Genomic DNA, 19,423 nt, shown 5'->3' on the forward strand with positions numbered 1-19,423 from the left:
CCACCACAAGGTTGGTTCCAGGGCCTGTGGATAACCGCCCACTCGAATCCACAGGCTCAAGTAGCACGAAACTCGAAAAAGTCGTCACTGGCGACGACTTTTTCGAGCTCCGCGCTACTTGAGCGATGTTGAGCACGACGGAAGGCTGCAAAGTCCGGTTGGCGGCAACCGATCGCCCCTTGACAGGGCGGCAACCGAGCGACCCCTTGACCGGGCGGCGGAGCGGCAGCACGGGTCAGAGCGCCAGATGCTCCTTGACGGTGGCAGCGAGACGTTCGGCCTGTTCGGTGGCGGTGTCCTCGGTGGCGGCTTCGACCATGACGCGAATGAGTGGCTCGGTTCCCGAAGCACGCAGCAGCACGCGGCCGGTGTCGGCCAGTTCGGCCTCGACAGCGGCCACCTCGGCGGCGACCTGCGGATGGTCGAACCCGTGTTTGTCCACGCCCTTGACGTTGACGAGAGCCTGCGGCAGCTGCGGGATCTCCGCGGCCAGGTCGGCCAGAGTGCGTTTGGCGTCCGCCATGCGCTTCATCAGGTGCAGCGCCGTCTGCACTCCGTCGCCGGTCGTACCGTGATCGAGCATAAGCACATGCCCGGACTGCTCTCCGCCGAGAGAGTAGCCGTCGGCGAGCATCCGCTCGAGCACATAACGGTCACCGACGGAGGTCTGCACGGTGGCGATGCCGTACTTGTCCATTGCCTGCTTCAGCCCGAGGTTCGACATGACGGTCGTGACCAACGTATTTCCGCGCAGCTCACCGAGCTCCTTGAGCCCGATCGCGAGGATGCCCATGACCTGGTCGCCGTTGACGACGCGCCCCAGGGAGTCCACGGCCAGGCAGCGGTCGGCGTCGCCGTCGAAGGCCACACCGAGGTCGGACTGGGTTTCGACGACGAGTCGCTGCAGCGGTTCGAGGTGCGTGGAGCCGACCCCGTCGTTGATGTTGAAGCCGTCGGGTTCGGCGGCGGAGACGATGACTTCGGCGCCGGCCTGGCGCAGTGCGGCGGGTCCGACGATGGAGGCGGCACCGTGGGCGCAGTCGACGACGACCTTGAGTCCCGACAGCGGACGCACGTTCCCGGCGTCGACGCAGCGCACGAGGTGCTCGGTGTATTCGTCCGCGGCGGCCGGGTAGCGGGAGATGCGACCGACAGCGGCACCGGTCGGGCGATCCCACTCCTCGTCGAAGATCGCGAGGATCTCGTCCTCGACCGCGTCGTCGAGCTTGGTTCCGCCGGCGGCGAAGAACTTGATCCCGTTGTCGGGCATGGGGTTATGGGAGGCGGAGATGACGACGCCGAAAGCCGCACCTGTGTCCTTGACGACCTGGGCGATGCCGGGCGTCGGCAACATGCCCGCATCGAGAACGTCGACCCCGGTCGAGGCGATGCCTGCGCTCAGTGCCGCGGAGAGGAATTCGCCGGACACGCGCGTGTCTCGCCCGACCACAGCGAAGGGGCGCTTCTCACCCGTCCAGCCGCGGCTGAGCACGCGTGATCCTGCGACCGAGAGCTGCAGCGCGAGTTTGGCCGAGATGTCACGGTTGGCCAGTCCGCGCACTCCATCGGTGCCGAAGAGTCGAGACATGTGGGGGTCCTTTCGTCAATGTCGGAGTCGATCTTAGTCGATCCCCTCGCCGAGGCGGCCGATCACGACCGGTGTCACCGCTGGGATCGAGGGGATGGGACGTGATCGCATCGAACGCAGGTTTCCGCGCCCGGATATGAGAATGCGGCCCCGAACCAGGTTCGGGGCCGCATTCTCACGTTCGTCGAACTGAACTGTCGATGACTGCGACTCAGTGGCAGACCAGTCGCAGCTTCTCGAACAGGTCGATCAGCGCTTCGAGAACTGAGGTGCCTTGCGGGCCTTCTTGAGTCCGGCCTTCTTGCGCTCGGGGACGCGAGCGTCGCGGCTCAGGTAACCGGCCTTCTTCAGCTCGGCGCGGTTGGACTCCGCATCGATCTGATTGAGCGAGCGAGCCACGCCCAGGCGGACGGCGCCAGCCTGGCCGGAGGGTCCACCGCCGGAGATGCGCACGATGACGTCGAAACGACCATCGAGGTCCAGCAGGGTGAAGGGCTCGTTGACGAGCTGCTGGTGCAGCTTGTTCGGGAAGTACTCTTCGAGAGTACGTCCGTTGATCGTCCACTCACCGGTGCCCGGAACGAGGCGCACGCGAGCAATTGCCTGCTTGCGGCGGCCGACTCCGTTGCCGGGAGCGGTCAGGGACTGTCCACGTCCACCAGCGGTGCTTTCGCCCAGGCCGGCAGATTCGGGAGTCTCGGAAGTGTATTCGGTGATCTCTTCTTCGACAGTTTCTGTCGCGTTGGTGGTATCAGCCACGGTTCTCCTCGGGATGTCTAGAGCTCAGGCGCTTACTGCGCGACCTGGCTGAGTTCGTACGGCTGCGGATTCTGGGAGGCGTGCGGGTGCTCAGCACCTGCATAGACCTTCAGCTTCTGCATCTGGGCACGTCCGAGACGAGTCTTCGGGACCATACCGGCGACAGCCTTTTCGACTGCACGCTCAGGATGAGTGGCGAGGAGCTCGGCGTAGTTCACGCTCTTGAGGCCACCGGGGTATCCGGAGTGGCGATAAGCGCGCTTCTTCTCGAGCTTCGCACCTGTCAGCGCGACCTTGTCGGCGTTGATGATGATGACGAAGTCACCGGTGTCGGTGTTCGGGGTGAACGTGGTCTTGTGCTTGCCGCGCAGGAGGCGTGCAACCTGCGAAGCAAGGCGACCGAGCACCTGGTCAGTGGCGTCGATGACGTGCCACTGGTGCTCAATGTCACCGGACTTAGCTGTGTACGTACGCAAAAGTAGCCTTCTTTTCGTATCTTGTCAGTGCAGCGCCGAATCCTCATCGGGTCGTGAGTCCAACTGGGTCCCAAGCGCTGGTTGTCTTCAATCGGGTGAACCTATCGACGCATTCCCCTCACCTACGGGCCTGCAACGCATGAGGCTATGTAAGGGAGTGCGACAAGCACACACAACGACAATCAAATATACATGGCCGCAGGCCTGGGGAGCAAACGCTCAGAGCGGTCTCAGACCCGCGCGAAACCTGAGCCGATAGTATTGATCTGTGCCGACTCACTCCAGCCTGCTCTCCCGACTTCCCGCATTGAGAATCCTCATGCTGGGTCTGCTGGTCGGGCTCCTGGCAGTCGGGCTCCTCACGGCCGGATTCGGAATCGGCTCCGACCAGGCGCAGGCCGCGACGGGGAGCACCACCCGCAGCGGGGCCACATCCTCGGAGAGCGGGACCGCCTCGGCGCAGGCCTCGACCGCCTCCCCCACCGCGGCCGATGACGCGACGACGGCCCCGGACGGGAAGACGATCGTCTTCGGCATACCGGGCCTGACCATCAACGATATCGACCGCGAGCGCACCCCGAACCTCTACCGCCTGCTGTCCAAGGGGGCGGCGGCCAACCTCAACGTGCGCACGATCGGCGCAGCCACATGCCCCGCCTCCGGGTGGCTGTCCTTCGGTGCCGGTGCCCGAGCGCGGGCCGGGCCCACCCCCGACGCCGAGGAGGTCGACGACGAGGACTCGGCCCGCTGCCCGACGATGATCGGCCCCACCACGAACTTCGATCACGATTCCGTCGACCCCGACGACGGGGCCGCCGACCCCGTCCGCGAGGGCGACGAGCCGGACGAGGAGTCCGCGAAGAGTGACGAAACTCATGGGCAGAAGTCGGTGGCCGGGGCGACCACGGCACAGATCGAGGGCTTCGACGCGGTCAAGGAGCCGAACATCGGCTCCGGTTACACCGTCGACTACGGGATGCTCGCCCGCATCGTCGCCGAACAGGGCAAGGGTGCACGCCAGGACACTCCCGCCGTCCATGAGGATGCCGTCCTCGAACCCTGCGTCGCCGCCGAGGGCCCCGGTGCCGCCTATGCCGCCGCCGACGAGAACGGAGTGGTGACGGACTTCGCGGAGAACGCGAACGCCACCGACTGCCGCCTCGACCTCGTCGATCTCGGCGCGATCGGCATCCGGTCCTGGCTGTTCGACCCGATCCCGAACTACTCGTACACCGTGCCGCCCGACTTCGACCGGGAGACCCGCGTCGCCGAGGCGGATCGCCGTCTCGGGGTCCGACTCAAGGAGATCCGGGAGAATGCGAAAGAGGGCGCGGCCGATCCGACGATCATCGTCGCCGGTCTCGGCGACAGTTCCGGACTTCCGCAGCTGCGGGCCTTCATCGCCTCCGGGCCCGGCTTCGCGCCGGGGTCTCTGTCCTCGTCGACGACCCGCACCCCTGGGCTGCTGCAGATCACGGACCTGGCCCCGGGCATCCTCGACATCCTCGGCGTCGACTCCCCCGCCGCCGTCGGCTTTGCACAGACGCCCAGCGACGACGACCCGCAGAAACGCATCGACGATCTCGTCGCCGAGGCGCAGAAGTCGACGACGATCCACCAGCACCTGGCGACGTTCTCACTCACCCTCGACATCGTCTTCTACTCCCTGTTCCTCCTCTGCGGTCTGCTGCTGAGCCGGTCGGTCCTCGCTCGCCGAGGCGGCGCCACCCTGGCACCACTCGTCCACCGCGGACTCGGCTGGGTCTCCCTCGGTGTCGCGGCACTGCCCATGGGAGCATTCCTCGCCGGGCTGCTGCCGTGGTCGCGGATGGCCCAGCCGGACCTCGGACTGCTGCTGTCGGTCCTCGGCACCGCCGCCGCACTGTTCGTGCTGGCACTCATCCCGCCGTGGGGTCGGACCTGGCGGGGCCGGGTCGGGGCACTGACCGGGGCGAATCTGCTCATCATCGCCATCGACCTGGCGACCGGTTCGCATCTCCAGGCGAATTCGCTGCTCGGCTACAACCCGATCGTCGGCGGTCGCTATTACGGTCTGGGCAATCAGGGTGCCGCGATCTTCATCGTCAGTCTCTTCATCTTCTTGGGCCTGACCGTGTCCTGGCTGCGCGCCCGCGGTCACCGACGCTTACTCGTCGTCGTCCCGATCGTCATCGGTCTGATCGCCGTGTTCGTCTCCGGCAATCCCTCCTGGGGCGCGAAGTTCGGCGGCACGATCGCCATCCTCGCCGGGCTCATGGTGCTGTTGGCGCTGCTGACGAAGATCCGTCTGTCCCTGGTCCGCCTCGGACTCATCGGTGTCGCATCCCTGGCCGTGCTCATCGGCATCGCCTTCCTCGATTGGCTGCGCCCGGCGGGATCACGGTCGCACTTCGGCAACTTCTTCGGCCAGATCGTCTCCGGCGAGGCCCTGCAGGTCATCGGCCGGAAGCTCGGCGCGAACCTCCACATCATCCAGGTCAATCCCGCCCTGGCCATCGTCACCCCGCTCGCGGTCATCGCCGTCCTGTTCTTCCTCCGCTACCTGCTCCACTTCCCGCGGTTCACTGCACACAGCAGTGGCCTCGGCGGCAGCGGCGGCCGCAATGGTCGGACTGCGCGGCTGGTGAACAAGTGGCGGGGCAAACTGCCGCAGGTGTTCGCCGACTCCGACCTTCACTTCGGGTTCCTCGCCGCCGCCACCGGGCTCGGCGTCGGACTCGTGCTCACCGATTCCGGAGTCGCCGTGCCCTCGACCGGAGCCATGGTGCTCCTGCCCTACCTGCTCGCGCTCAGTGCCGAACACGCCGAGGACACCGTGGCAACGACTTCCGGGACCTCATCAGGCGGCCCGCCGCCGGCGCGAATCGGTGATGACACCGGCACCGAGGAGGCCCACCGATGAGGTTCACCGTGCCCTCGATCGCCGGCCGAGTCCTCCTCGGCATTCTCGCAATCGCACTCATCTTCCTCGCCCTCCCCGATGTCGCGCAGGCCGACTCGGCCAGTCAGGCCGGCTCGGCCGATCGGGCCGGCCAAGCCCCGCAGGTCGGTCAGGCCGACCAGGCTGCGATGGCTGCACAGAATTCGGAAGGGGCGGGCACGCAGCGATCGGTGTCATCAGACGACAAGGCTGCCTCGGCGGATCCGGGTGCTGTGTCGATCAGCGTCTCCGGTTTCAGCTTCGAGGACCTTGACCCGCGCACCACCCCGCACCTGTGGGTGATGATGAAGGGCGGGCAGATCGGAACGATCACGCCTCGCAGTGTGCGGTCGACGAGTTGCCCGGTCGACGGCTGGCTCGGGCTCGGTTCCGGGCGGCGGGCGGCCGACGAACCCCGCGATCAGTGCCGCGAACCGGCCGCGCCCCTCGACGGCTGGGTGGCTGATTGGGACGTGTACGCGCAGGTCGCACGCAGTGACAACTACGATGCCTCCCTCGGCGCCCTCGCCGAGGCGGTGCCCGACATCCGCTCCTTCGGTGATGGGGCCGCGATCGCCGCCGCTTCCCCTACCGGCCATGTCGAGAACTGGTCGCCCGTCGGGTCCAACCTCGGCGCGGACGTGGCGAAGTCCGCCGGAGATGGCGAGCTCACCCTCGTCGACCTCGGCAACACCGCCGCCGACGGATACTCGCTGAAGAAGCTCGATGCCCAGGTTGGGGACATCCTCGAGGCGACCGGTTGGATGAGTGCGGACCGTCCGAACCGCCTCGGCGAGGGGACGGTTCCCGTTGTGTTCTCCTCGATCGCCGATGGCACGCACGAGGGTTCGTCGATGCAGGCGACGATGATGCTGCGACCCGGCCAGTCGGCCGGACTGCTCACCTCGTCTTCGACCAGGCAGCCGGGGCTCGTGCAGGTGCCCGATCTTGCGCCCACCCTCGTATCGCTCTCCGGTGCCGAGGAGATGGACAACGCAGCCGGTGCGCCAATGACGGTCGGGTCGACCGGGTCAGATTGGAAGGCGCGCTTTCAGGCCGTGCTCGACCGGCAGGTGGCGGTGAAGACGCAGAATGATCTCTCGACGTGGTTCTTCCCCGTCGTCGCGGTCCTCATGGTCGGGCTGCTGACCTGCGCTTGGTTCCTGCGGAAGAACCATCGCGAACTCGTCCATTCCGCGGCGTACCGCCTCGGCGTCGTGTTCGCGGCGATGCCGATCTCGACGTATCTGGTCAACGCGGTCCCCTGGGAGCGGGCGACGAACCCGGACATCGCGATGCTCGGGGCACTGGTCGGTTGGGCGCTGCTGCTCGGCGGTTTGGCGCTGCTCGGACCATGGCGAAACCACAAGTTCGGGCCGGTCCTCTTCGTCTCGGTCGTCACCGTCTGCGTCCTCGCCTATGACGTCGTCACGGGTTCGCAATTGCAGATGTCGACACTGTTGGGTGAGCCGCTTCTCATCGCCTCTCGGTTCTACGGGATCGGGAATTCGGCGCTGGCCCTCTACTGCTGTGCGCTGCTGTTGGCGGTCGCCGGTTTCGCCTCTCTGGTGACGAAGCCGCTGCACCGCATCCTCATCGTCACGCTTCCCGTACTCGCCTCGTGCGTGATCCTCGCCGCCCCGGGCTTGGGCACGAAGTTCGGTTCCGTGCCGACGCTCATCATCGGCGTCGCCTACCTCGTGCTGGCGGCGGCGAGCATTCGGTTCTCCCTCAAACGACTCGGGCTGACCGTGAGCATCGCCGGGGTCGTCATGCTCGCTGTGCTCTTCCTCGATTGGCTGCGCCCGGCCGATCAGCGCACTCACTTCGGCCGGTTCTTCGACTCGATCATCAGCGGTCAGGCGCTGAGCGTGCTCGCCCGCAAGATCGGGATGAACATCGACATCCTCACCCAGTCGTGGATGACGCTGGTGCTGCCGCTCATCATCATCGGCGTGTTCTGGATGGCGCTGGATCCTCTGCGCTTCGGCCTGCGCGGACTCCAAAACACTTACCTGCGGGTCCCGCTGCTGCGTGCGGCGATGATCAGCCTGGCGATCCTGCTGGGAGTCGGCACCCTCATCAACGACTCGGGCATCGTGGTTCCGGCCGTCGGCATCCTCTTCCTCGTCCCGGTCCTCACCCACCTCGAGACGTTCCGAGCGAGTCTGCCGCCGACGCCGGCCGGCACGGGCACCGTGGAGAACACCGTGGAGTCGGGTGCCGCAGTCGTCGATGCCGACGCTGACGCTGCGGACGCCGACGCCGCGACCGAGCCCGACACAGACGCTGCGGCCGGCGCCGCGGCCGAGCCCGACGCGTCCGAGCCCGAGTCGGGTTCTCGCAGCTGAAGCCGGTCGCATCACTCACCGTCAGCGGCAACTCCTACAGCTCGCAGCAATACGACGCCGAAGCGACAAAACACCCCGAAGCAACGGTGCACCGTGCCGCTACCAGGCAGTATTGAAGCTAACGGTGAGGGATGCTCGCTGAACGGTGGCGATTAGCGCGGAAACACCGACTGCAGGATGGAAGACCGGCCGTTGGGCGGAGCCTTGCATGCTTGAGGGCGAACGACAGGCCGGAGTCTTGCAGGCTGGAGGCCCGACGGCCGCCAGAACCCTGCGAACTAAAGACTGCGGGGCCGGAGAGAAGTTCTCTCCGGCCCCGCGGCCGCGTGCATGCTTCAGCGTGGACCTCGCTTCGGCGTGGGCCTCGGCTCAGCCCGGCATCTGCTTCAGCGTGGGCTTCGGGTCAGCTGGTGATCTTGCGGCGGCGAACCACTGTGACCGCGGTGCCACCGGCGACGATGAGCGCGAGAGCCGCAGCGACGATGTTGAAGGTCTCGAAACCGGTGCGCGGAAGATCGCCGCCGTCCTTCGAACCGTTCGCATCCGAACCGGATCCGTCAGACGAACCGCCGTCGGATGAGGCGTTCGCATCGGCACCGTCGGCAGAGGACGAACCGTCCGAGCCGCCGGCCGCGCTGTCGCCGCCGTCAGCACCGCCGCCGTCAGCTGCGCCACCGTCGGCCGCGCCTCCGTCAGCACCGCCGTCGGCCGAACCGTCGTCACCGGCCGAGGCATTCGCATCATCGGACACCGCAGCGGTGGCCTCGTACTCATGTGCCAGCGGCAGCGGGTTGTCATCCCACCACGGGCCCTCAGCGTTCGCCTGCAGGCTGAGCTTGACTGTCACATCCCCCGAAGCATCCTGCGGAGCGGTTACGGTCACCGGAGTCTGCGACTCCCCCGCCGGGATCGACTTGAGCGTGATCGTCTTCGCGGCATTCGCGTCGGCCTTCACTTCGGGCGCCTTGGCCTCGGAGTCCTTCGCGGATGCCGACTCAGCCGAGAACTTCGGGGCCACCTCGGCGGTGTATCCCTTCGGCAGGTCGACGGTGACGTCGATCGGACCGGCGACCTCGGACTTCGCGTCAGTCTTCAGGACGAAGTCGGCGCTGGCTCCGGGCGCGATGGTCTTCGGACCGGTCAGCTCAGCGGTGAGATCACCGCTGTCGATGACGTCATCGGCCGCATCGGCCTGGCGTTCGTTCTTGTCGGGTGAGACCGGCGTGTTCTTCTCGAAGTAGTTCACCCAGGTGTCGAAGTCGGTGAGGCCCGACTGCTCGAACGTGCCCTCGGCGAAGGAGGTGAAATTGTCACCACCGGCGGCGAGGAAGCTCAGCGTCGCAACCCGGTAGTCCTTCTCCTCATCGATCGCCTCGCCGTTGACCTTGACCGACTTCACATGCTGACCACGGTCGGCTTCGGAGTCATAGACGACGTCGAGCTCATCGGAGATGCCCAGGTGGAGGAAGGAGTTGCGCGCACCCTCAGGCTGCCACTGCTCTTCGAAGAGCCCGATGACATCGGCACCCTTCATCGTCACGACGCCGTGGTCGTTGGCGAACGGCAGCACCTCGTTGAGTTCGGCGGCCGTGACTTCGCACTTCTCTTCGGTGTTGTAGATGTGATCGCAGAGCAGATCGGTGCGCAGACCGCCCGGATTCGTGATTCCGAAATCCGCCTCGTCCAGCTGCGAACCCTCCACACCGTCCTTGAGCGCATCGGCAACGAGGTTGCCCAGCGTCGACTCGCCGCCGCGGTTCTCGTTGCCGTCGGAGAAGGCACGAGTGATGTCTTCGGTGATCTTGCCGTGGACGACAGATCCCGGAACCTTGGCCGCTTCGTCCGCCTCGGCGACGATCCTCTCAACCTCGTCCACGACCGGGGAGTCATAGCTCTGGTCCTCGGTCTCGATGAGGTTGACCGCATCCGTCGACCAGTCGCCCTCGCCGTCGGAGGTGAGCTGGACCTGCCCGACGTGAGTGCCGTAGTTGCCGGCCTCGAGGACCGGGCGGGTCCGGTCGGCGTCGCCGGGAACCGGAGCTTCGAAGCTGTAGGGCAGATGAGTGTGGCCGGTGAACAGCACGTCGATCGACGCATCGGCCTCGGTGACGAGCTTCTTGAACTCCGCGTTCGAGGCCTTCGCATCCTCGAGGCTCTCCGTCGACGACGCGCCGAGGTGGGCCTCGACGACCGTCATATCCGGCTGTTCATCGGCCGGCAGGTCTTCGATGTCGTCGGCGACCCGATTGACTGCGTCCGTGGGATCGCCGAATTCGATGGCTTCGATGCCCCCGGGCGAGACGAGCGTTGCAGTCTCCTGCGTGACGACGCCGATGACGGCCACCTTGACCCCGTCGACGTCGACGATCGAGTATTCGTCGAGTCCGTCGACGACGTCCTCGGTGCCCTTGGCGTAGACGTTCGCGCCGAGGTAGGGGAAGTCCGCTCCCTCGACGACGCGTCCGGTGAGGTCTTCGACTCCGCGGTCGAACTCGTGATTGCCCACCGCCGATGCCTGCACGCCGATCGCGTTGAGGACATCGAGCGTGGGCTTGTCCTTGGCCGACGACGAGTTGTACGGGGAGGCACCGATGTTGTCACCGGCCGAGAGCATGCCGGTGCCGCCCTTGGAGTCGAACGCAGCGCGCTGCTCCTCGACGACGGACGCGACCTGGGTTCCGGCGTCGGAGATGCGTCCGTGGAAATCGGTGATGTTGAGCAGCTGCACCTGGGTGCCGGCCTCTGCCTCCTGCGCCGAGGAGGTGTCGTCGGTCGACGTCGGCTCGGCGGCGGATCTCGCCTCATCGTTCGCAGCATTCCCACCGTCTGCGGCGGGATCGGTCGGGTTCTGCTGGGACTCGTCGGTCGGGGAAGACGCGGCTGAGGAGGGCTGCCCCTCGCCGAGGCCGGGTGCGGCGGCGGCCGGAGACAGGCCGGGCAGCGTCAGCATCGACACCGCCGCGCCTGCAGCCAAGACCTTTGACACAAGTGTGGACATGTATTCAGTTCCTTATGAGTTTCATCGGGCGCACATCAACGGTGCCGCGGTGGGAGACATGCCCATCCTGCAGTGCCGATGCGAACGTGAGGTTACCTTGAGGCAAATCTACACAGGATTCTCACAACTGGGAAGAGGGTTTCTCTCATAATCACGACACGTGTCATGAGATTCGACGCGGTTTGCGGCACGGAAGTCGACCCATTCCCGGTCAGCGAATCCGGTCCGCGATGCCGGCTCCCGGTCGCGGTGCGGGCCTGTTCCCGGCCTCGGCGGGCCTATTCCCGGTCGCGGCGGGCCATGGTCTGCGCGGCGCGGGCCGCGTAGTCCTCCGGAGCGGGGTACCCGACTTCGGTGAGGACGAGGCCTTCGGCAGGTGTGACGAACATCGGCACATCCGGGGTCAGCCCCGCGTCCGCCTCGGCAATGAGTTCCGCGGGACGGGTCACCTCCCAGCTGCCGGAACCGACCTTGATCAGCCCTCCGACGAGCGCCCGGACCATGTGGTGACAGAAGGCATCGGCGCACAGGTCGATGGTGATCACCGCATCCTGATCGCGGACCACCCTGAGTTCATGGAGGGTGCGGATCGTCGTCGCGCCCTCGCGCGGTTTGCAGAAGGGCAGGAAGTCGTGGAGGCCGTGGACCTCACGCGCGGCCTCAGCCATGGCTTCGGTGTCGAGTTCGCCCTTGTGCCGAGGCGTCACCATGGTCAGCAGCGGGTCGATGAAGGACCTGTGATCGGCGAGTCGGTACTGGTAGGAGCGCCACAGCGCGGAGAATCGGGCGTCGAAGGCCTCGGGCACCTCGGCCACGGCGTGGATCACGATATCGAAGAACTCACCCGCGGCGAGGACTCCGCGCAATCGGGAGAGCAGAGCCGCCTCGGCGGAGCGGTTCGACCGACCGACGAGCTTGGCGATCGCGTCCTCGCCCAGGTCGATGTGGACGACCTGCCGCCGGGCGTGAACACCGGCGTCGGTGCGGCCGGCAACGACGGTGGCGACCTCGGTGCCGGTGACGCGTTCGAGCCCGGATTCGACTGCGGCCTGGACGGTGCGCAGCCCCGGCTGCTTCGCCCACCCGTGGAAATCCGTGCCGCGGTAGCCCAGATCGATGCGGAAGCGCGTCACGATCGCCTGCCCACCGACGATGAGTTCGCCGAGGCGGCGCCGCCGTCGTCGACGGCAGCCTCGGTGAAGGGTTCGCGGGCTTTGAAGACGTTGTTGAACAGGCGGGAGATCGGGCGCCGGCGCTGCTGGTGGTAGCGCTCGACATTCGTGTTGTAGAAGCGGGAAGCCGTGAGGATCCGTTCGGTGAGCACCTGCAGCTGATCGTGCAGGAGTTGGATCGTCGTATCGATCTCCTCGTTCGCCACCGCCTGCTGGGATCGGGCGAAGTCCGAGGTCAGCGACCTCTCCGTGAGCGCGGTGGGGATGAGCGCGGCCTCGTTGATCGCCTCGGTGAGGGCGTTCTCGGCGGCGGCACCGCGGTGGTCGAAGGGGGCGCGTTCCGCGGAGGCGAGCGCGAGTTCGAGGGTGGCCAGGTCGTGTCCGGCGATCTGCTGGAGGGTGCCGATATACGCGGGCACGAGTGCGTGGCGGGAGCGGATTTCACCGCCGAGCTGCCGTTTGGCTTCATCGCAGACCGACCGAGCCATCGACAGCTGGTTGAAACGCAGAACCGTGAGGACGACGAAGGCGATGACGAGAGCGGCGATGAGGCAGCCGCCGACGATGAACCAGATCACGGCCGCTCCTCTCGTCTGTCCCTCAACCTGTGCACGCACGCCGCGCACACCGCGTCGCGTCTGTCCGAGGCCTCAGTTTACGCGCGGTTCAGATTCGTCGCGAACAGGCCACCGCCTGGACCCCGCAGCGCCTCCGGCCGAGTGCGGATGTGCACGATTTCGGCCAGATGTCGCCGCCTTGTCGCTTTCGAGTCACGTATTCGTCACCGAGCGGGCCTTAGCTGGAAGCCGTGAGAGTAGCGATCATTGCAGAGTCCTTCCTCCCCAACATGAATGGGGTCACCCACTCACTCCTGCGGGTCCTCGACCACCTGGCCGACCGCGGCGACGAGGTCCTCGTCATCGCCCCGGGCACCCGCAGGGACGGCCCGAAGGAGGTCACCGGCGCCCGCATCGTCCGGGTCCCTTCGATCGCCTTGCCGAAGTACCGACGCGTCCGCGTCGCGCCCGGCGGCGTCACCCGCATCCGCCGCCTGCTCCAGCGCTTCTCCCCCGACGTCGTCCACCTGGCCAGCCCCTTCGTCCTCGGCTGGCGCGGAGTCCTCGCCGCGCAGGCGCTCAACCTCCCGACCGTTGCGATCTACCAGACCGAGGTCCCCGCCTACGCCGCGCGCTACGGCATGCACGGCATCGAAGCCATGCTGTGGAACCATGTCCGCAACATCCATCAGCATTCCTCCCTCACGCTCGCGCCGTCGAGTTACACGATCGACCAGTTGGAAGACCTCGGTGTCGCCGAGGTGGCCCTGTGGGCCCGTGGGGTCGATTCCTCCCGCTTCGACCCCGGTCACCGATCAGAGGCCTGGCGACGATCTGTGGCCCCGAACGGAGAGAAGATCATCGGGTTCGTCGGCCGGTTGGCCGCGGAGAAACAGGTCGAAGATCTTGCCGTGCTCACCGATGTGCCCGGTGCCAAGCTCGTCATCGTCGGTGATGGACCGTGGCGGACCCGGCTGGAGCGGTCACTGCCGCGAGCTCACTTCACCGGCTTCCTCGGCGGGGAGGCCCTGGCACAGGCGGTCGCGAGCTTCGATCTCATGGTCGCCCCGGGTGAGCTCGAGACCTTCTGCCAGACGATCCAGGAGGCCATGGCCTCGGAGGTTCCCGTCATCGCCCCGGCCCGAGGCGGCCCGCTCGACCTCGTCGACTCGTCGCGCACCGGCTGGCTCTACACGCCGAAGGATCTTGGTGCCATGCGCGGGCATGTCGTCGACCTGCTCGGCGACGAGGCGAAACGTCGGGCCTTCGGGGCGGCCGGGCGTGAGCAGGTGCTCTCACGCAGTTGGAAGAGTGTGTGCTCGCAGCTCGTGGGCCACTACTCGCGGGCGATCGAGAATCCGGCTCCGCAGGTGCTCGGCCGCGGGTTCAGTTCGATGGTCGGCACCGGCCTCGCGAATCCTCTCCCCAACTAGGAGAGCTCTGCTGCTGAGCACCCGACGCGCGACATCTGCCGCCGCGACTACCGTTGATCCGCGAGGCTCGCGGTCCAATCGTCGACGGTGAGCACGCGCGCCTGTTTCGGGAACACCTTCTCGGTGAGCACCCGGTGGACTTCCGGGTCACGGTCGGCACAGGCATCGGAGAGCACGGTGAGTTCGAAGTCGAGGTCGGCGGCCTGACGCACCGTCGAGAGCACGACCCCGCTGGTCGCCACTCCGGCCAGCACGAGCGACCTGGCCCCGTACCCGCGCAGCAGCACCTCGAGGTCGCTGCCGGTGAAGGCGCTGATGCGGCGCTTCGTCACGATCGGCTCGCCCTGGTGACGGCCGAGGGTTTCGTGGATGCTCGTCGAAGCATGCGTTTCGACGACGTCGCCGTGAGCGGCGATCTGTGCGAACGAGGACGTCGCCGCCAGCTCCGGGTGCCCGTCCCGCAAAGCCACCCGCACCCACACGACGGGGATGCCGTGCTCACGGGCCGCCGCTACGGCATCACGAGCGCGTTCGAGGACACCGGTGGAGGCGAAGGCGTCGTCTCCGGCGATGCCGTTCTGAAAATCCATCGCCACGAGGACGGTGTCATCGGTGCCGGTCATCATGTCTCCTTCGGTTCGAGGGGATCGTAGGCTTCCCTCCGCCGAGGCTACTCCACACCCCCGATGGTCCGCTGAGTTCGAGCGCGGACAGTCCGAGTGGTCTCAGTCGACGATGCCGCGGGCGTCGAGGGCCCTCCCGGTGTCCTGCGCGTATTTGACCGACCGCAGGATCGCCGGCACCACTCGCGCCTTGATGCTCGAGTCCAATCCCCTGGCGCGGGCTGCCCGTTCGGCCTCTCCGAGCAGCCCGGAGATGTGCGAGATCGCCCGCACCATGAGACTCGCGGTCAGAGCGATCGCCTCGGTGTTCGCACCGAAGAACCGCAGCGGAGCGACGATGACGGCGAAGGTGTCGAGCAGCTGCGCGACCGAAGTCGTCAGCGTCAGCAGCAGGGCGGCCTGCACACAGGAGAACACCGTGCCGCCGACGGCCAGACCCGACTGCAGCGACCCGAAGAGATACTGCAGCCCCATGACGATCGTCACGAGCACGGCGACATAGAGCCAGGTGCGCAGGAAGTACGTCAGCCGCAGACGAGCGGTGAACCCGACGAAGACGAGGACTGCGAACATCGACCAGTTGATGATCGGATCACGGAAGATCAGCGCCACGATGCCGATGACCGCAATGAGTGAGAGCTTCACCCCGGTCGGCACCGCATGCAGCCACCCTCGGGTCGCCGCAACTCTGCCGAAGAGCTGCGGACGTGGTCTGATGCCGGCATTCTTCCGCCAGGTCGTACAGGCACCGTCGGCACCGGTGCGGGCGTCGTCGGCGTGCGCACCCGCCTGGGGGACCTCATTCATGGCGTATCGCTCATGATCATCTGACGGTAGGCGGCGACCGCCTCGGCGGGGGCGGCATCGGCGGCGATGCGGCCGTCCTCGACGACGAGGGCACGTTGGGCGATCTGCGCGAACTCGAGGTCGTGGGTGGTGAGGATGATGCGCACCCCGCGACGGGCGACGAGGTCCTGCAGATGCACGCGCAGCTTCTCCCTGTTGCGCAGGTCGAGCAGGGTCGTGGGTTCGTCGAGCACGAGGATCTGCGGGTCGACGGCGAGCACCGCGGCCAAGGCCACGAGTTGCCGCTGTCCGCCGGAGAGTTCATAGACGCTGCGCTCGGCGAGGTCGGCGATGCCGAGTTCGCCGAGCACGGCCAGGGCCGCGTCCCGCCGCCTGCCCTTCGGCACGGACTTGCGCAGGGAGAGTTCGATGTCTTCGATCGGGGTCGGCATGACGAGCTGCGCGGCCGGGTCGGTGAAGACGAACCCCACCCGCGATCGCACCTTCGCCGGATGCCGATACGGGTCGATTCCGTCGATGAGGACCTGCCCCGCATTCGCGGTGACCAGACCATTGACCAGCTGCAGCAGAGTCGACTTCCCCGAACCGTTCGCTCCGATCACGGCCACGACATCCTCGGTGAGGGTGAAGCTGACGTTCTGGAGGATCGGTCGCACGACGTCGCCGTCGGGGCCCTCGTCGAGGACCCCGACGCCGACATCGCTGAAGCTGATCTCCCGGGTCACTTGACGCCCGGTTCCCGCTCCGCCGCCGAGGCGGCCGCACCGTTGAGGTGCGCACCCGCGGCTGAGTCGACGCCCGCACCGACGAGCGAATCCATGCTCACGCCGCGACGGCGCAGCACATCGGGGAATGCCCGATGGATGAGGACGGCCACCGAGGCGGCGAGGATGTTCTTGATGATGTCACCGGGCCAGTAGGCGAGGTCGGCGACGGCGGCGACGCGAAGCGGCAGATCCGCGTTGATCGACATGCCGAGGATGCCCAGCGGGTGGTTGAGCAGGAGGCTGGCGGCGAATCCGCCGAGGAACAGGGCGATGCCGAGCCTCATCCCCCGGAAGCGACGCACGGCCCAGCGGGCGACGAGCCCGGCGGCCAGGGCGTAGAGAGTGAAGGAGAGGATGTAGCCGGCGCTCGGTCCGGCGAGCACACCGATGCCGCCGTTCATGCCGGAGAAGATCGGCAGCCCGAGCAGGCCGAGGACCACATAGAGCAGGGTCGCGGCCGCTCCCCGCCAGGGTCCGAGCACCATTCCGCACAGGGCGATGGCGAAGGTCTGCAGCGTGATCGGCACACCGGCGGGCCCGACCGGGACCGGGGGCATCATCGCAAAGGCCGCGAGCATAGCGGCGAAGACGGCGATGAGCGCGATGTTGCCGGCACGACCGGCCGAACGAGGACGGGTGATGCCCGCCGAGGCGGTGCTGTGGGCCTGAGACATGAGTACTCCGTTGTTCGTGTTCCACCCGGAGCGCAGCGGGTCTGCATCCGGAAATACCCGAGGCGACCCCAGGTTCCCCACCACTGTAACTGAACAGTGTTCAGGGGCGGAATCCGGGGGTCCTCAAGGTTGCCTCGGCGATGCCTCCACCGTTCGCGTGATCCCCTGTTCAGGTCCCAGGCTTCCCTGCGACGATCACACGATCGGTGGGCCGACGATCATTCCCATTCGATGGTGCCCGGGGGCTTCGAGGTGACGTCGAGGACGACGCGGTTGATGTCGTCGACCTCGTTGGTGATGCGGTTGGAGATCACGGAGAGCACATCGTAGGGGATGCGCGTCCAGTCCGCGGTCATCGCGTCCTCGCTCGAGACCGGGCGCAGCACGACGGGGTGGCCGTAAGTGCGGCCGTCTCCCTGGACGCCGACGGAGCGGACATCGGCCAGGAGGACGACCGGGCACTGCCAGATCTCCCCGTCAAGGCCCGCCTTCGTCAGCTCGGCGCGGGCGATGGCATCGGCCCTGCGGAGGATGGCCAGACGCTCCTCGGTGACTTCGCCGATGATGCGGATGCCCAGGCCCGGTCCGGGGAAGGGCTGGCGAGAGACGATGACCTCGGGCACGCCGAGTTCGCGGCCGATGGCGCGCACCTCGTCCTTGAACAGGGCACGCAGGGGTTCGATGAGCTGGAACTGGATGTCGTCGGGCAGGCCGCCGACATTGTGGTGGCTCTTGATGTTCGCGGTCCCCGATCCGCCGCCGGACTCGACGACGTCGGGGTAGAGGGTGCCCTGGACGAGGAAGGCGATGTCCTCACCCTCACCCTCCTGGGCTTCGAGCACGAGGTCCGCGGCGGCGTTCTCGAACGTGCGGATGAACTCGCGGCCGATGATCTTGCGCTTCTCCTCCGGGTCGGTGACTCCGGCGAGCTGGGAGAGGAACTGCTCACGCGCATCGACGGTGACCAGGCGGACGCCGATCGAGTCGACGTAGTCCTGCTCGACCTGTTTCCTCTCGTCCTCACGCAGCAGACCGTGGTCGACGAAGACGCAGGTGAGCTGGTCGCCGATGGCCTTGTGGACGAGGGCGGCGGCCACGGAGGAGTCGACGCCTCCGGACAGACCGCAGATGACCTTCTTGTCGCCGACGCGGGCGCGGATGAGTTCGACCTGTTCGTCGATGACCGAGGCGTTCGTCCAGTCGGCTTCGAGACCGGCGACGTTGAAGAGGAAGTTCTCGAGGATCTTCTGCCCGTTCTCCGAATGGAGGACCTCGGGGTGCCACTGCACACCGGCGAACCGCTTCTCCGGGCACTCGAAGGCGGCCACGGGGGTGTCCGGGGTGGACGCGAGCACGTCGAAGCCGGCAGGCGCCTCGGCGACGGAGTCCCCATGGGACATCCAGACCTTGTAGGAGCCCGGAGTCTCGGCCAGCAGCGACCCCGTGTCGGTCACCGACAGTGGGGTCGAGCCGTATTCGCGCTTATCGGTCTTCGCCACGCGACCGCCGAGGCTGGTCGACATGAGCTGGAACCCGTAGCAGATGCCCATGGTCGGGATGCCGAGGTCGAACACCGAGGTGTCGAAGCTCGGGGCACCTTCGTCGTTGACGCTCGACGGTCCCCCGGAGAGCACGATGGCCAAAGGGTTCTTCGCGGCGAACTCGGACGCCGGAGCGTCATGGGCGATGATCTCTGAGTACAGGCCCGCTTCGCGGATGCGGCGCGCGATGAGCTGGGCATACTGGGCACCGAAATCGACGACGAGGACAGGGGGCACCTGCGTGCTCTGGGTTTGCGTCATGCTCCAATTCTAAGCGCCGGCGAGGCGACACCCGAATTCGGGGTTTCGCGCGCCCTTCAGCTCTTGGGAGCGACGACGACGGCGGCTTCGAGTTCCGCGTCGACCTGGCGGTGGATACGACGTTCGAGGATGAACGACATCACGGGCACGACGCCGGCGAGCGCGAGGATGAGGTAACGGCCGAGGCTCCAGCGCATCTGCTGGTTGAGCCAGAAGCAGCCGATGAGGTAGACGACGTAGCACCAGCCGTGGCAGATCGCGATGGCCGCGGCGAGGTTGAAGCCGCCGAAGTTCAGGGCCGTGGCCGAGTCCGCGGCGATGAGGTACTTGTAGATCATCTCGACCGTGAGGATGAGCAGCATCGTACCGGTGATGAATGCCATCACCCGGTAGAACTTCAGCGCATTGCGCGCCGAGGTGAAGCGTTTGACGCTCCACACGTTCGACTCATCGAAGTCGGGGCGGGAGTCCAAGGACTCGTGTTCTTCGCTCACGC

General features: G+C 66.8%; 15 protein-coding genes. 3 read left to right on the plus strand and 12 right to left on the minus strand.

The features are described 5' to 3' along the window. Positions 1-235: 235 nt before the first annotated feature. The 3 genes from glmM to rplM form a co-directional block, all read right to left on the minus strand. Positions 236-1,588, minus strand: coding sequence for a phosphoglucosamine mutase (gene glmM / locus EB836_RS10805; RefSeq protein WP_135540240.1), 1,353 nt, complete (start codon positions 1,586-1,588; stop codon positions 236-238). A gap of 249 nt (positions 1,589-1,837) precedes the next feature. Beyond that, positions 1,838-2,347 carry a 30S ribosomal protein S9 gene (rpsI, locus tag EB836_RS10810; RefSeq protein WP_135540242.1) on the minus strand — a complete coding sequence of 170 codons (510 nt, stop codon included), beginning with the start codon at positions 2,345-2,347 and terminating at the stop codon, positions 1,838-1,840. A 32-nt stretch (positions 2,348-2,379) separates the two neighbouring features. Then, complete coding sequence (gene rplM / locus EB836_RS10815) at positions 2,380-2,823, minus strand: 50S ribosomal protein L13 (protein WP_135540244.1); 444 nt, start codon at positions 2,821-2,823, stop codon at positions 2,380-2,382. Positions 2,824-3,091: 268 nt separating this feature from the next. On the opposite strand from rplM, the gene EB836_RS10820 reads away from it, so the two are divergent. Next, a complete protein-coding gene (locus EB836_RS10820) occupies positions 3,092-5,725 on the plus strand; it encodes a hypothetical protein (protein WP_135540246.1) in 2,634 nt (877 codons plus the stop codon). Continuing rightward, the gene (locus EB836_RS10825; protein ID WP_240689857.1) at positions 5,722-8,094 is read left to right on the plus strand and encodes a hypothetical protein; all 2,373 of its coding nucleotides are present in this window, start codon (positions 5,722-5,724) and stop codon (positions 8,092-8,094) included. Before EB836_RS10820 ends, EB836_RS10825 begins: the two co-directional genes overlap by 4 nt. A 403-nt stretch (positions 8,095-8,497) precedes the next feature. On the opposite strand, the gene EB836_RS10830 is transcribed toward EB836_RS10825, so the two are convergent. The 3 genes from EB836_RS10830 to EB836_RS10840 all read right to left on the minus strand — a co-directional run bounded on the left by EB836_RS10830 (position 8,498) and on the right by EB836_RS10840 (position 12,842). After that, positions 8,498-11,092, minus strand: coding sequence for a bifunctional UDP-sugar hydrolase/5'-nucleotidase (locus EB836_RS10830; protein WP_135540248.1), 2,595 nt, complete (start codon positions 11,090-11,092; stop codon positions 8,498-8,500). A gap of 278 nt (positions 11,093-11,370) precedes the next feature. Beyond that, the gene (gene truA / locus EB836_RS10835; RefSeq protein WP_135540250.1) at positions 11,371-12,225 is read right to left on the minus strand and encodes a tRNA pseudouridine(38-40) synthase TruA; all 855 of its coding nucleotides are present in this window, start codon (positions 12,223-12,225) and stop codon (positions 11,371-11,373) included. Next, positions 12,222-12,842 carry a LemA family protein gene (locus EB836_RS10840; RefSeq protein ID WP_135540252.1) on the minus strand — a complete coding sequence of 207 codons (621 nt, stop codon included), beginning with the start codon at positions 12,840-12,842 and terminating at the stop codon, positions 12,222-12,224. Before EB836_RS10840 ends, truA begins: the two co-directional genes overlap by 4 nt. 230 nt (positions 12,843-13,072) lie before the next feature. Here EB836_RS10840 and EB836_RS10845 point away from each other — a divergent pair, with 230 nt between their 5' ends. Beyond that, positions 13,073-14,254 (plus strand): glycosyltransferase family 1 protein, encoded by a 1,182-nt coding sequence (locus tag EB836_RS10845; protein WP_240689859.1) that lies wholly within the window; start codon positions 13,073-13,075, stop codon positions 14,252-14,254. A gap of 47 nt (positions 14,255-14,301) precedes the next feature. On the opposite strand, the gene EB836_RS10850 is transcribed toward EB836_RS10845, so the two are convergent. The 6 genes from EB836_RS10850 to EB836_RS10875 form a co-directional block, all read right to left on the minus strand. After that, positions 14,302-14,880 (minus strand): isochorismatase family cysteine hydrolase, encoded by a 579-nt coding sequence (locus EB836_RS10850; protein WP_240689861.1) that lies wholly within the window; start codon positions 14,878-14,880, stop codon positions 14,302-14,304. Between the two features lie 99 nt (positions 14,881-14,979). Beyond that, the gene (locus EB836_RS10855) at positions 14,980-15,684 is read right to left on the minus strand and encodes an energy-coupling factor transporter transmembrane protein EcfT (protein ID WP_240689863.1); all 705 of its coding nucleotides are present in this window, start codon (positions 15,682-15,684) and stop codon (positions 14,980-14,982) included. After that, positions 15,681-16,409 (minus strand): ABC transporter ATP-binding protein, encoded by a 729-nt coding sequence (locus EB836_RS10860; protein ID WP_135540254.1) that lies wholly within the window; start codon positions 16,407-16,409, stop codon positions 15,681-15,683. Before EB836_RS10860 ends, EB836_RS10855 begins: the two co-directional genes overlap by 4 nt. Then, on the minus strand, positions 16,406-17,125 hold the full coding sequence (locus EB836_RS10865) for a biotin transporter BioY (RefSeq protein WP_135540256.1): 720 nt from the start codon (positions 17,123-17,125) through the stop codon (positions 16,406-16,408). The genes EB836_RS10860 and EB836_RS10865 overlap by 4 nt, the downstream gene beginning before the upstream one ends. 218 nt (positions 17,126-17,343) lie before the next feature. Beyond that, positions 17,344-18,927, minus strand: a complete 1,584-nt coding sequence (gene guaA / locus EB836_RS10870) for a glutamine-hydrolyzing GMP synthase (RefSeq protein ID WP_135540257.1) — start codon at positions 18,925-18,927, stop codon at positions 17,344-17,346. Between the two features lie 56 nt (positions 18,928-18,983). Beyond that, positions 18,984-19,421: a DUF3817 domain-containing protein gene (locus EB836_RS10875; RefSeq protein WP_135540259.1), complete on the minus strand. Its 438-nt coding sequence runs from the start codon at positions 19,419-19,421 to the stop codon at positions 18,984-18,986. Between the last annotated feature and the right edge of the window lie 2 nt (positions 19,422-19,423).

The sequence above is a fragment of the Brevibacterium sp. S111 genome, from assembly GCF_004745075.1.
GTDB lineage: Bacteria > Actinomycetota > Actinomycetes > Actinomycetales > Brevibacteriaceae > Brevibacterium.